The sequence below is a fragment of the Burkholderia sp. PvR073 genome, assembly GCF_054055695.1.
Map to the genome: position 1 here is coordinate 66,619 of NZ_JBSRXO010000004.1, position 13,313 is coordinate 79,931.

Consider the following 13,313-nt stretch of genomic DNA (forward strand, 5'->3'; position numbering starts at 1 on the left):
CCAAGCCACCGAGGAGACGCCCGAGCATGTCCGGCACCCCGTCCCAATCCGCCGCCCCGATCACCGTCCGCGACGCGGTCATCGACCTGTTTCGCCAGTTCGGCATCGATCGCGTGTTCGGCAACCCCGGCTCGACCGAGCTGCCGATGTTCCGCGATTTCCCCGCCGATTTCCGCTACGTGCTCGGCCTGCAGGAGGCCGTCGTGGTCGGGATGGCGGACGGTCACGCGCAGGCCACGGGCAATGCCGCGGTGGTCAATCTGCATTCGGCGGCCGGCGTCGGCAACGCGATGGGCAACCTGTTCACCGCGTTCAGGAACCGCACGCCGCTGATCGTCACCGCCGGCCAGCAGGCACGCGCGATCCTGCCGTTCGATCCGTTCCTCGGCGCGACGCAGGCCGCCGAGATGCCGAAGCCGTACGTGAAGTGGAGCATCGAGCCCGCGCGTGCGCAGGACGTGCCGGCCGCGATCGCGCGCGCCTACCGGATCGCGATGCAGGAGCCGCGCGGGCCGGTGTTCGTGTCGATCCCGGTGGACGACTGGGACCAGCCGGCCGAGCTGCTGCCGCGCCGCGACGTGAGCGGCGTCGTGCGGCCCGATCCCGACGCGCTCGCCCGGCTCGGCGACGCGCTCGATGCCGCGCGGCGTCCCGCGCTGGTGGTCGGCGCGGCCGTCGATCGGGCCGGTGCGTGGGACGACGTGGTGCGGCTTGCCGAGCGGCACCGCGCAAGCGTGTACGCCGCGCCGATGTCGGGGCGCTGCAGCTTTCCCGAGGACCATCCGCTGTTCGCCGGCTTCCTGCCCGCGATCCGCGAGAAGATCGTCGCGCGGCTCGACGGGCACGACCTCGTGTTCGCGTTCGGGGCGCCCGCGTTCACCTATCACGTCGAAGGCTTCGGCCCGCATGTGCCGCCGGGCGCCACGCTCGTGCAGCTCGTCGACGATCCGGGCATCGCCGCATGGACGCCGTCGGGCGACGCGGTCGTCGGCAACCTGCGACTCGCGGCGCGCGACCTGCTGGCCCGGCCGGCGCCGCCCGAGCGGCCGATGCCCGCGCCGCGGCCGCCGCGCCCGCGCGCCGAAGCACCGGCCGCCGGCGAGCGGATGTCGGTGGCGTTCGCGCTGCAGACGCTCGCCGACCTGCGCGACGCGCACGACATCGTCGTCGAGGAAGCGCCGAGCGCGCGGCCGGTGATGCAGACGCACCTGCCGTTCACGCGCAGCGGCACGTTCTACACGATGGACAGCGGCGGCCTCGGCTACGGGATGCCGGCCGCGGTCGGCGTCGCGCTCGCGCAGCCGGGGCGGCGCGTGATCGGGCTGATCGGCGACGGGTCGAGCCTCTATTCGGTCCAGGCGTTGTGGAGCGCCGCGCAGCAGAAGTTGCCGATCACGTTCGTGATCCTGAACAATCGCCGCTACGCGGCGCTGCAGGACTTCGCGCCCGTGTTCGGTTTCGGTCCCGACGATCCGGTGCAGGGCACCGATCTGCCCGATCTGGATTTCGTCGCGCTCGCGCAAGGGATGGGATGCCGCGGCATCCGCGTCACCGATGCCGCACGCCTGTGCGACACGCTGACGGATGCGCTGCGGGCCGATACGCCCGTCGTCGTCGACGTCGAGGTGGCCTGACGCGCAGCGCGTGTCGTTCCGGAGAATTCATGCAAACCGTATCGATGCTGATCGGCGGTCAACGCCGCCATTCGTCCAGCGGCGCGACCTTCGTGCGCCGCAATCCGCTCGACGGCGAAGTCGCGTCGGCCGCGCCGGCGTGCACGGTCGACGATGCGCGCGCGGCGGCCGACGCGGCCGCGCGCGCGTTTCCCGAATGGGCGGCGCTCGGCCCCGGCGCGCGCCGCGCGCTGTTGCTGAAGGCGGCCGCCGCGCTCGAAGCGAAGCACGAGCAGTTCGTCGCCGCGATGGCGGCCGAAACCGGCGCGTCGGCGCTGTGGGCCGGCTTCAACGTGCACCTTGCCGCGAGCGGGCTCGTCGAGGCCGCGTCGCTGACCACGCAGGTCGGCGGCGAGCTGATCCCGTCCGACGTGCCCGGTTCGCTCGCGATGGGCGTGCGGCAGCCGGCCGGCGTCGTGCTCGGCATCGCGCCGTGGAACGCGCCGGTGATCCTTGCGACGCGCGCGCTCGCGCTGCCGCTCGCGTGCGGCAACACGATCGTGCTCAAGGGCTCCGAACTGTGCCCGGTCACGCACGGGCTGGTCGTCGAGGCGCTGCAGGAGGCCGGGCTGCCGCCGGGCGTCGTCAACTTCGTGACGAACGCGCCCGAGGACGCGGGCGCCGTCGTCGACGCACTGATCGCGCATCCGGCCGTGCGCCGCGTGAATTTCACCGGATCGACGCGCGTCGGGCGGATCATCGCCGAAGCGTGCGCGCGTCATCTGAAACCGTCGGTGCTCGAGCTCGGCGGCAAGGCGCCGTTCGTCGTGCTCGACGATGCGGATCTCGACGCGGCGGTCGCGGCGGCCGCGTTCGGCGCGTTCGCGAATTCCGGGCAGATCTGCATGTCGACCGAGCGGATCATCGTTGACGCATCGATCGCCGACGCGTTCGTCGCGAAGCTCGCCGCCCGGGCCGCGTCGCTGCCGCTGGGCGACCCGCGCCACGGGCCCGTCGTGCTCGGCTCGCTGATCGACATGAAGGCCGTCGAGCGCTGCAACACGCTGATCGACGATGCGCTCGCGCACGGCGCGACGCTGCTGTGCGGCGGCAAGTCCGACACCACGCTGTTCCCGGCGACGCTGCTCGATCACGTGACGCCCGCGATGCGGATCTACGCGGAGGAGTCGTTCGGGCCGGTGAAGGGCATCGTGCGGGTCGACGGCGAGGCGGCCGCGATCGACTGCGCGAACGACAACGCGTTCGGGCTGTCGTCGGCGGTGTTCAGCCGCGACGTCGCGCGCGCGATGCGCGTCGCGGCGCGCATCGAATCGGGCATCTGCCACGTGAACGGTCCGACCGTGCACGACGAGGCGCAGATGCCGTTCGGCGGCGTGAAGGACAGCGGCTTCGGGCATTTCGGCGGCAAGGCCGGCATCGCCGCGTTCACGGACCTGCGCTGGATCACCGTGCAGACCACACCGCGCCACTATCCGTTCTGAGAGGCGACCGACGATGAGGATTGCGATTCTGGGTGCCGGCGCGATGGGCTCGCTGTTCGGCGCGCGGCTGGCCGAGCACGGCGAAGCCGTGACGCTGATCGACGTGAACGACGCGCATCTCGATGCGATCCGTCGCGACGGGCTGCGCATCGACGACGATCGCGGCGAACGCCGCATCCGCACGCTGCAGGCCGTCCGGCCGGAAGCCGCGAATGCGGCGGCAGGCGACGCGCCCGACGCCCCGTTCGACTTGCTGATCGTGTTCACGAAATCGCTGCACACGTGCGCGGCACTCGAAGGCGTGCACGCATTGCTGACGCCGCGGACATACGTACTGACGCTGCAGAACGGTCTCGGCAACGTCGAGGCGCTGAATACGTTCGTGCCGCTCGAGCGCATTCTGGTCGGCGTCACGACGTGGCCGGCCGACTTCGCGGGCGCCGGGCACGTGCGCTCGCACGGTGCCGGCACGATCCGCATGATGACGGCGGACGGCGCGCCGCGCCCGTTCGCGGCGGCCGTGGCCGACGCGCTGTCGCGCGCCGGGCTCGCGTGTTCGCTCGATGCGGACGTCTGGGCCGCGATCTGGGAGAAGGTCGCGTTCAATGCGGCGCTCAACACGCTGTGCGCGGCGACGGGCTGCACGGTCGACCAGCTCGGCCGCGATCCCGAAGGGCCGCGGCTCGCGCTCGCGATCGCGGCGGAGACGGCTGCCGTCGCGCGCGCCAAAGGCGTCGCCGTGGACGGCGAGCGAATCGCGCGCAATGTCGAGCACGCGATCCGCGAGCATCGCGGCCACCGGCCATCGATGCTGCAGGACGTGCTCGCGGGCCGCCGCACCGAGATCGGCGCGATCAACGGTCAGGTCGTCGCGGCCGCGCGCGAGACGGGCGTCGCGGTGCCGCACGTCGAGACGCTGCTCGCGCTGGTCCGGCTGATCGACGCGCAGCTCGACTGAGCATCAGGCCGGCGGCCGGCTTGCGCCGCACGACGATACGGGCGCGCCGCGTGAGGCGATGCCGCCGGATCGGGACGGGTTGGACAGGATGCCGGGGCCGGCGCCGATGCATTGACGTCGACCGGCCGCGCAGCACGAGATCCGGGCACGCGCCAGCGTCAGCCCGGGCAACAGGAGACGCCATGAAACTCATCGAATACCGTTGTCTTGCCGCGCGCCGTTCGCGCACCTTGCCGCCGATGCGCGGCAGCCGGGAGGTCGCATGAGCACGCACGACGGAGTGCAGCCGCTGTCGGTCGACATCGGCGCGACGCTCGACGACGGGCCGTTCACGACGATGCAGCGTTGCGTGGTGCTGCTCGCCGCGCTCGCGATCGTGCTCGACGGCTTCGACGGCCAGTTGATCGGCTTCGCGATTCCGGTGCTGATCCGCGAATGGGGAATCACGCGCGGCGCATTCGCGCCGGCGGTGGCCGCCGGGCTGATCGGCATGGGCATCGGCAGCGCGTGCGCGGGGATCGTCGCGGATCGTTTCGGCCGCCGCCAGGCCGTGATCGGCAGCGTGTTCCTGTTCGGCGTCGCGACCTGCGCGATCGGCTTCGCGCCGGATGTCGCGGCGATCGCGATGCTGCGCTTCTGCGCGGGGCTCGGGATCGGCGGCGCGCTGCCGACCGCCACGACGATGACGGCCGAATACACGCCCGCGCGGCGCCGCACGATGATGGTGACGGCGACGATCGTCTGCGTACCGCTCGGCGGCATGCTGGCCGGACTGTTCGCGCACGAGGTGCTGCCGCGCTATGGCTGGCGCGGGCTGTTCTTCGCCGGCGGCGCGCTGCCGCTCGTGCTCGGTTTCGTGCTGGTGCGCGCGCTGCCCGAATCGCCGCGCTATCTGGCGCGCCGCCCCGCGCGCTGGCCGGAACTCGGCGCGCTGCTCGCGCGCATGCAGCGGCCGGTCGCGCCGGGCACCGTGTTCACCGATCTGCGCGATGCGCGCGCACCCGGCGCACGCGGCGGGTTCGGCGCATTGTTCGCCGGCCACCAGGCGCGCGACACGATCGCGCTGTGGTGCGCATTTTTCATGTGCCTGCTCGCCGTGTATGCGGCATTCAGCTGGCTGCCGACGATGCTGGCCGCGAGCGGGCTGAGCGTGTCGGTCGCGGGCTCGGGGTTGACCGCCTACAACCTCGGCGGCGTGATCGGCGCGCTGCTGTGCGCATGGGCGATCACGCATGCCGGTTCGCGCTGGCCGCTCGCGCTGTGCAGCATCGGCGGCGTGGCGAGCGCGATATGGCTGATGGGTATCGATGCGGGACGCCACACGGGCTGGCTGATCATCGGGCTCGGCCTGCACGGTTTGTTCGTCAACGCGGTGCAGTCGACGATGTATGCGCTCTGCGCGTACATCTATCCGACGGCGGTGCGTGCGACCGGCACCGCGAGCGCGCTCGCATTCGGCCGGCTCGGCGCGATCCTCAGCGCGTTCGCGGGCGCGATCGTGATCACCGCGGGCGGCGCGACGGCGTACCTGGCGATGCTGGCCGCCGCGATGGGCGTGGTGTGCGTCGCACTGCTCGCGATGCGGCGCCACATTCCGCGGTTCGCGCGTGAACGGGCGTTGCCGCGCGAAGGAGAGGAGCTGGCCCGCACGTCGTCGTGACGCGCGGGCGCGTGCCATGCGTTACAGCGTGGTGCGCACGTGCCAGAGCTCGGGGAACAGCACGACGTCGAGCATCTTGCGCAGATACGGCGCGCCGCTCGTGCCGCCGGTGCCCTGCTTGAAGCCGATGATGCGCTCGACGGTCGTCACGTGACGGAAGCGCCATTGGCGGAACGCATCCTCGAGATCGACGAGTTCCTCGGCCATCTCGTACAGCTCCCAGTGCTGCTGCGGGTGACGGTAGACCTCGAGCCACGCGGCCTCGACCGTTTCGTCGTGACGCATCGGCTGCGTCCAGTCGCGCTCGAGCCGCTCGGGCGCGATCGGGAAACCGCGCCGCGCGAGCAGGCGCACGACCTCGTCGTAGAACGACGGCGCCTCGAGCGTCGCGCGCACCTGCTCGAGGATGTCGGGCCGGTGCGCATGCGGCTGCAGCATCTGCACGTTCTTGTTGCCGAGCAGGAATTCGAGCTGCCGGTACTGGTACGACTGGAAGCCCGACGACTGGCCGAGATACGGCCGCATCGCCGAATACTCGGACGGCGTCATCGTCGACAGCACGTTCCACGCCTGCACGAGCTGCTCGAGGATCCGCGACACGCGCGCGAGCATCTTGAACGCGGGCGGCAGCGCGTCGCCGCGCACCGCGTCGAGCGCACCGCGCAGCTCGAACAGCGCGAGCTTCATCCACAGCTCGCTCGTCTGATGCTGGATGATGAACAGCATCTCGTTGTGATCGGGCGACAGCGGATGCTGCGCGTCGAGGATCGAATTCAGCGACAGATAGTCGCCGTAGCTCATCGACTTCGAGAAATCGAGCTGCGCGTCGTGCCAGCCGGCTTCGCCTGCCGCATCGCCGGGCACGTGCGACGCTTCATGAGCGGGTTGGGCCGCGCGTGCGCCCGAGAACGGGCAGCCCGCCGGCGCATTGTCGCCGGGTGGCTGCATATGACCAGAATTCACGACTCTCTCCAGATTTGAATGACGGGGGGCGCGGCGCGCGGCCTGCGCGCGCCGATCGACGCCGATCAGGTCACCGCGCCGCGCTCGGCGAACTCGGGTGCCTTCCACGCATCGGTGGCCAGGATGTCGCGCAGCGTCTCGACGGCATCCCACACGTCGACGAAGCGCGTATAGAGCGGCGTGAAGCCGAAGCGCAGCACGTACGGCTCGCGGTAGTCGCCGATCACGCCGCGCGCGATCAGCGCCTGCATCACCTCGTAGCCGTGCGGATGCTCGAAGCTCGCCTGCGAGCCGCGCTGGTGATGCGCGCGCGGCGTGACGAGTTTCAGCGACAGGCCCGCGCAGCGTGCTTCGACGAGTGCGATGAACGCATCGGTGAGCGCGAGCGACTTGCGGCGGATCGCGTGCATGTCGGTCTGCAGGAACACGTCGAGCCCGCATTCGACCATCGACATCGACACGATCGGCTGCGTGCCGCACAGGAAGCGCGCGATGCCCGGATCGGGCGCGAAGCCCGGCTGCATCGCGAACGGTGCGCGATGGCCCCACCAGCCCGACAGCGGCTGCGAGAAATGCGCGTGATGGCGCTGCGGCACCCACACGAACGCCGGCGAACCGGGGCCGCCGTTCAGGTACTTGTACGTGCAACCGACCGCGCCGTCCGCGTGCGCGCCGTTCAGGTCGACCGGCACCGCGCCGGCCGAGTGCGCGAGATCCCACAGCATCAGCGCGCCCGCGTCGTGCACGAGCTGCGTGACGGCCGGCATGTCGTGCATGTAGCCGGTGCGGTAGTTCACGTGCGTGATCATCGCGACGGCCGTGTCCGCGCCGAGCGCGTCGGGCAGGTCGGCCGGATCGTCGATCAGGCGCAGCTCGTAGCCGCCGCCGAGCTGCTCGATCAGCCCTTGCGCGATGTACAGGTCGGTCGGGAAGTTCGAGCGCTCCGACACGATCACGCGGCGCTCCGGCGCGCGCTCGGCCTGGTGACGCAGCATCGCCGACAGCAGCTTGAACAGGTTGATCGAGATGGTGTCGGTCACGACGGTCTCGCCCGCTGCGCCGCCGATCAGCGTCGCGAGCTTGTCGCCGAGGCGGCGCGGCAGCGCGAACCAGCCGGCGGTGTTCCAGCTGCGGATCAGGCCTTCGCCCCATTCGGCGCCGATCACCTGTTGTGCGCGGGCGGCCGACGCGCGCGGCTGTGCGCCGAGCGAGTTGCCGTCGAGATAGATCACGCCGTCGGGCAGCGCGAACTGGTCGCGCAGCGCGGCGAGCGGGTCGTCGCGGTCGAGGATGAGCGCGTCTTCACGGGTCTTGATCATGATGTCGGGTCAGTGGGTCGGGTAATCAGGAGGCGTGGCCGGGCAGCGCGCGCAGCACCGCACGCACGGGGCTTGCGTCGAGCGTCGCGAACTTCAGCGGCAGCGCGATCAGCTCGTAGTCGCCGGGCGGCACGTCGTCGAGCACGATCCCTTCGAGGATCGCCATCCGGTGTGCGCGCACGCGATGATGCGCATCCATGGTCTTGGATTCCTGCGGGTCGAGCGACGGCGTGTCGATGCCGATCAGTTTCACGCCGCGCGCGGCGAGCAGGTCGACGGTCTCGGGCGCGACCGCGCAGAAGCCGCTGTCCCATTGCTCGACGCTGGCGCGCGCATAGGTGCGCAGCAGCACGCGCGGCGGCACGCCGTCGAGCGCGGCCTCGATGTCGGCCGCGCGCACGACCGGCGCTGCGCCGATGCAGTGGATCACGCGGCACGGGCCGAGATAGGTATGGAGCGGCACCGCGCCGATCGGCGCGCCGTCGGCGTCATAGTGGAGCGGCGCGTCGCAGTGCGCGCCCGTATGCGGCGACAGCGTCAGCCGCGCGACGTTGACCGGCGAGCCGGCCTCCATCCGCCACACGCGTTCGACGGAAACGGGCGTATCGCCCGGCCACACGGGGGTGGCGGGGCTGACGGGCGGCGAGATGTCCCAGAGTGTGTCCATGGCATGACGAATCGGTGAATCGATCCTTCGAATGATAGGTGGACGCTCGCAGAAAGTGCTTGCGAAATAAACATGGACAATCCGCCGAATTGGCAGATAATTCGAATGAGAGGGAAAAGGGGGACCAAAAATGCATGCGATCACGCTCGATGCCACCGACTGCAGGATTCTGGCGGTACTGCAGGAGGAAGGCAGAATCAGCAATCTCGACCTGGCCGAACGCATCTCGCTTTCGCCGTCGGCCTGTCTGCGCCGGATGCGCCTGCTCGAGGAGCAGGGCGTCATCGAACACTATCGCGCGTGCCTGAGCCGCGAGAAGCTCGGCTTCGAGCTCGAGGCGTTCGTGCAGGTGTCGATGCGCAACGAAGAGAATCAATGGCACGAGCGCTTCGCGGAAGCGCTGCGCGAATGGCCGGAGGTGGTCGGCGCGTTCGTCGTGACGGGCGAGAGCCACTATCTGCTGCGCGTGCTCGCGCACAACCTCAAGCACTATTCGGATTTCGTGCTGAACCGGCTCTACAAGGCGCCGGGCGTGATGGACATCCGTTCGAACATCGTGCTGCAGACGCTGAAGGACGAAGCGGGCGCGCCGGTCGGATTGGCGCGCACCGGGGCGATCAAAGCGGTGTGAGGCCGTGGAAGCCGCCGCCGTGGAACACGAGCGGCGGCGTGGTATCCGATACCGCGCGCACGCCGCAGCGTTCCACTTCGCCGACGAAGATCACGTGATCGCCTTCGTCGTAGCGGCTGCGGTTGTGGCATTCGAACCACGCGAGCGCACCGTCGAGCACCGGCATGCCCGAGTTGCCGGCCACGTGCGCGATGCCTTCGAAGCGGTCGCCCTTGTAGGTCGAGAAGCGCTTGCACAGGTCGATCTGCGATGCCGCGAGCACATTCACCACGTAATGGCTGTTGCTGCGGAACACCGGCGTCGACGCCGATTTGTGCGCGAGGCTCCACAGCACGAGCGGCGGATTGAGCGACACCGAGTTGAACGAGCTCGCGGTGATGCCGATCAACTGCCCGGACGGCGCCTGCGTCGTGATGACGGTGACGCCCGTCGCGAACTGGCCGAGCGCCTGGCGGAATGCGGCCGAATCGAAATCCGGCGGGTTGGCATGGTTCATCGGGCGGCCATCCGGAACGAAACGGACGGGCGCGGCGCGCGGCGGATGCAACGGGCGCGGCGGACGAAAGGCGACAAGGCCGGGGCGATCGGTTGGGAAGGGGTGCGCATGCTCAGATTTTAGCGGAATCGCGACCGCCGGGCCCGTGCGGACGGCGCATTGCGGGGTGAGCGTGAGGTAGCGAACACTGTCGCGCGGCGCCGCGATCGAGGCGGAACGGCCGTTCTGTCGCGTTTTGCCGCGCGCTACACGCGGCCGCGCCGTGCGTCAGGCGCTAGCGCGCCGCCGCCAGCCCGAGCGACAGCGCGCCCGTCAGGATCAGGCTCGACGCCCACACCGCGTCGAGGTTGAACCAGCTCCGCGCGACGAACTTCAGCCCGAGATAGCGGTACACGAGCCACGCGAGCACGCCGCCCGCGCCGATCATCGCGGCTGCGTGCACGGCCGCGACGACGAGGGCCATCCCGAGATGCGAGTCGACGAGCGCGGCCGCCGCGCGATGGCCGGCATCCCGGTCGAGCCCGCAGAGCCCGAGATAGATCGGCACCAGCATCAGTCCCGCGCCGTGCGCGAGCGCGACCGCGAACGACCACAGCCCGAGCCGCGCGGGCGCAATCCGCGCAAGCGCGCGCGGGTGGCGACGCCGGATCAGCAGCACCGCGCCGAAGCCGATCACGAGCGCGCTCGCGCCGATCCGGATCGCCGACTGCCACGCGAGCAACGCGGCGAGCAGCCCGAACGGCAGCATCACCATGAAGACAGCGAGCGCATGGCCGAGCGCGAGATAGCCGAGCGCCGCGACCAGCGCGCCGCCGCGGCGCGTCATCAGCGCGTTCGATACCGCGAGCGGCCAGCCCATCGCCGGATTGAGTCCGTGATAGACGCCGCTCGCGAGCACGGCCGCCCACAGCGCGAGCGGCGCGGAGAGGCCGGTGCTCAACGCTTGACCGACGGATAGCAGAACGAGTCGGTCGAGCAGTCGCCGCCCTCGAGCCGGATCTGGTGCGCGCGATAGCCGTCGGGGAACTCGACCCAGTAGTCGTCGGCGAGCGTCAGGCCGCCCTCCGGCCCCACATGCGCGAGCACCTGCGCGGCCGGCACGCCGTCCGGATAGAACTGGTCGTCCCACGTCGAGTAGAGCGAGTTGGTCCAGTACACGCGCCGGCCGTCACGGCTGATCTCGACCATCTGCGGGCCGCCCGCGAACGCGCGGCCGTTCGTGTGCGGCGCGCGGCGCACGATGCCGCCGATGCGCACCGACCCCGCGAGCACCGGGTGATGCGGATCCGACACGTCGTACTGGCGCATTTCGCCCGTGCCCCAGCACGACACGTACAGGAAGCGGTCGTCGAGCGACAGGTCGATGTCGGTCACGAGCGGCGGCACCGCGCCGAACCCTTGCAGCAGCGGCGGCAACTCGTCGGCCGCGGCCGGCTCGGGCGGAATCGTCGCGGTCTTCTTCACATGGAACTGGCCGTCCTCGCGCCACCAGGTCCAGATCGACCCTTCCAGGTTGGTCGTATCGACCACGACGCCGACGAACCCGTATTCGCGCACCGGATCGTGCGCGGGCCGCACTTCGAGCGCCATCTGGTGCTGCGCGCCGAGATCGATCGTCTGCACGTTGCGCCGCGCGCGCAGGTCCCAGAAATGCAGCCGGTGGCCGTAACGGTTCGCGAGCAGGTCTTCCGGCACGATGCCGTTCTCGAACTGCGGCGGCAGCGCCCATTCGCTCGACACCATGTAGTCGCGCGGCAGGTTCCACCAGAAGTCGTAATGCTTGTCCTGCGGGCCGCGGTCGATTTCCCAGCGGCCGAGCACGTCGAAGGTCTCGCAGTCCATGATGAAGATGCCGGGCGCGCCGTCGGTGCCGTCCTTGCCCGCGCCGCCGAGCGTGCTCACGTAGATGCCCTCGGGGCCGCAGTGGACCGTATGCGGCCGCGAATAGCCGGTCTTCGCGAAGATCTCGTCGGGTTCGATGATCTTGTGGATGCGCGCCTGCGTCGGGTGCGGCTTCGTGTCGATCACGTAGATCCGCGACGAGCGCAGGCCGGGGATGATCAGGAAGCGGCGCTCGAGAAACGCGTGGCCGGTCAGCGGCGACAGCGACGACGAACACGCATTCCAGCCGAAGTGGTGAAACTCGTCGCCGGTGTTCGGCATCGTCACCGTGTGCACGATCTTGCCGTAGGTCGAGGAGTCGGGCTTCACGTCGATCACGGCGAGCGCGTCGGGTCTGGAAAAATCGGGGCTCAGCAGCAATGTATAGGCGAACTCTTCCGCCGGCGCCTGCATCGCGAGTTCCGGCGAAGCGTGAAATGTCGGGTCAGGCCGCATGCTCATCGTAGTGCCTCTCTCGGTTGTATCAGATCACGGGCGCACGGCCGTTCGTTGCGGACGTGCGGGTCGAACAGTTGCGTGATGCGCATGCACCGGCGGCCGCACGCGTGGCAGGACGCGCGGTGCGGTGCATCAGATCGGGACAGCGGGGAAACGCGGTGCACTGGATCGCCGCGCATGCGGCGCAACGGATGCATGGCGGCGCAATGGTGCGATGGAAGTGCCGGCGCGCGGGGCACCGGCGGGCGGAGCTGCAATCCGGACGATTTCTGTCGGGGCGTGCATAGCGATGTTCCGGCGGATGATGTTGGCATCGGGGCGGGCATGCATCGGACGCTGCGTGCAGCCGGACGGTGTGCCGTCGCGGGCAAGCGTGCCTAAGTGTAGTCGAGAAACGCACCGCGGGTGGTGCGCGGCACGCGCGCGTTTCTGCCTGATTCGCGCGCGAGTGAGATACTTGAACGCGTGCCGCTTCGCGCCGGGCAACCGGGCAGCGGCGATACGGACCGGCGGCGCCGGCGCGCGCTTGCGTGCCGGTCGCCGTCATCAACGAGGTGATGATTTCATGGTGAACGAGATGCTTGAAACCGCGACCGTGGGCGGCGGGTGCTTCTGGTGCACGGAGGCCGTGTTTCTCGATGTCGACGGCGTGACGGCCGTCCAGTCGGGCTATGCGGGCGGCCATATGCGCAATCCCGGCTATCGCGACGTGTGCGACGGCGACACCGGTCACGCGGAGGTCGTGAACGTGACGTTCGACCCGGCGCGCATCGGTTATCGCGAGATCCTCGAGATCTTCTTCGCGACGCACGATCCGACCCAGCTGAACCGGCAGGGCAACGACGTCGGCACGCAGTACCGTTCGGTCGTGTTCACGCATTCGGATGAGCAGCGCGACGTCGCGCTGGACGTGATCCGCGAACTGGAGCGCGAGCAGGTGTTCGGGCAGCCGATCGTCACGCAGGTCGTGCCGCTCAACGACAACTACTGGCCGGCCGAGGACTATCACCAGAACTATTACGCGCGCAATCCGGGGCAGGGCTACTGCTCGGTCGTGATCGGGCCGAAGCTCGCGAAATTCCGCCAGAAGTTCTCGCACCGGCTGAAGTCGCTGCGCGGCGCGTAATCGGGCGACAAGCCCGCAGGCGGTGCCGCTACACGGCC

The 13,313-nt window shown here is 69.9% G+C and carries 12 protein-coding genes; 6 read left to right on the forward strand and 6 right to left on the reverse strand.

Going from position 1 to position 13,313, the window contains the following annotated elements:
• The first annotated feature begins 26 nt into the window (after nt 1-26).
• The 4 genes from mdlC (at nt 27) to ACVK00_RS14640 (ending at nt 5,733) form a co-directional block, all read left to right on the forward strand.
• Nucleotides 27-1,634 (forward strand): benzoylformate decarboxylase, encoded by a 1,608-nt coding sequence (mdlC, locus tag ACVK00_RS14625; RefSeq protein WP_284897613.1) that lies wholly within the window; start codon nt 27-29, stop codon nt 1,632-1,634.
• 29 nt (nt 1,635-1,663) lie between these two features.
• Nucleotides 1,664-3,115, forward strand: coding sequence for an aldehyde dehydrogenase (locus ACVK00_RS14630; protein WP_354122855.1), 1,452 nt, complete (start codon nt 1,664-1,666; stop codon nt 3,113-3,115).
• Between the two features lie 13 nt (nt 3,116-3,128).
• On the forward strand, nt 3,129-4,073 hold the full coding sequence (locus tag ACVK00_RS14635) for a ketopantoate reductase family protein (protein WP_284897608.1): 945 nt from the start codon (nt 3,129-3,131) through the stop codon (nt 4,071-4,073).
• A gap of 262 nt (nt 4,074-4,335) precedes the next feature.
• Nucleotides 4,336-5,733 carry an MFS transporter gene (locus ACVK00_RS14640; RefSeq protein ID WP_284897605.1) on the forward strand — a complete coding sequence of 466 codons (1,398 nt, stop codon included), beginning with the start codon at nt 4,336-4,338 and terminating at the stop codon, nt 5,731-5,733.
• A gap of 21 nt (nt 5,734-5,754) precedes the next feature.
• Here the strand turns inward: ACVK00_RS14640 and kynA are convergent, their stop codons facing one another.
• The 3 genes from kynA to kynB all read right to left on the reverse strand — a co-directional run bounded on the left by kynA (nt 5,755) and on the right by kynB (nt 8,682).
• Nucleotides 5,755-6,681, reverse strand: a complete 927-nt coding sequence (kynA, locus tag ACVK00_RS14645; RefSeq protein WP_284897780.1) for a tryptophan 2,3-dioxygenase — start codon at nt 6,679-6,681, stop codon at nt 5,755-5,757.
• Nucleotides 6,682-6,761: 80 nt separating this feature from the next.
• Entirely contained in the window at nt 6,762-8,015 is a 1,254-nt protein-coding gene (kynU, locus tag ACVK00_RS14650; RefSeq protein WP_435521209.1) for a kynureninase, read from the reverse strand.
• A gap of 25 nt (nt 8,016-8,040) precedes the next feature.
• Nucleotides 8,041-8,682, reverse strand: coding sequence for an arylformamidase (gene kynB / locus ACVK00_RS14655; protein ID WP_284897603.1), 642 nt, complete (start codon nt 8,680-8,682; stop codon nt 8,041-8,043).
• A gap of 130 nt (nt 8,683-8,812) precedes the next feature.
• Between kynB and ACVK00_RS14660 the strand changes: the two genes are divergently transcribed.
• Complete coding sequence (locus ACVK00_RS14660; RefSeq protein WP_006477992.1) at nt 8,813-9,313, forward strand: Lrp/AsnC family transcriptional regulator; 501 nt, start codon at nt 8,813-8,815, stop codon at nt 9,311-9,313.
• Here ACVK00_RS14660 and ACVK00_RS14665 read toward each other — a convergent pair.
• From ACVK00_RS14665 to ACVK00_RS14675, 3 genes are all read right to left on the reverse strand, one after another.
• Nucleotides 9,300-9,809, reverse strand: a complete 510-nt coding sequence (locus ACVK00_RS14665; RefSeq protein ID WP_228905450.1) for a flavin reductase family protein — start codon at nt 9,807-9,809, stop codon at nt 9,300-9,302. The two genes, ACVK00_RS14660 and ACVK00_RS14665, sit on opposite strands and share 14 nt — an antisense overlap.
• A 274-nt stretch (nt 9,810-10,083) precedes the next feature.
• Complete coding sequence (locus tag ACVK00_RS14670) at nt 10,084-10,749, reverse strand: hypothetical protein (RefSeq protein ID WP_284897548.1); 666 nt, start codon at nt 10,747-10,749, stop codon at nt 10,084-10,086.
• Nucleotides 10,746-12,152, reverse strand: a complete 1,407-nt coding sequence (locus ACVK00_RS14675; RefSeq protein WP_284897545.1) for a selenium-binding protein SBP56-related protein — start codon at nt 12,150-12,152, stop codon at nt 10,746-10,748. The genes ACVK00_RS14670 and ACVK00_RS14675 overlap by 4 nt, the downstream gene beginning before the upstream one ends.
• Before the next feature lie 562 nt (nt 12,153-12,714).
• Here ACVK00_RS14675 and msrA point away from each other — a divergent pair.
• Nucleotides 12,715-13,275, forward strand: coding sequence for a peptide-methionine (S)-S-oxide reductase MsrA (gene msrA / locus ACVK00_RS14680; RefSeq protein ID WP_284897543.1), 561 nt, complete (start codon nt 12,715-12,717; stop codon nt 13,273-13,275).
• The last annotated feature ends 38 nt before the right edge of the window (nt 13,276-13,313 follow it).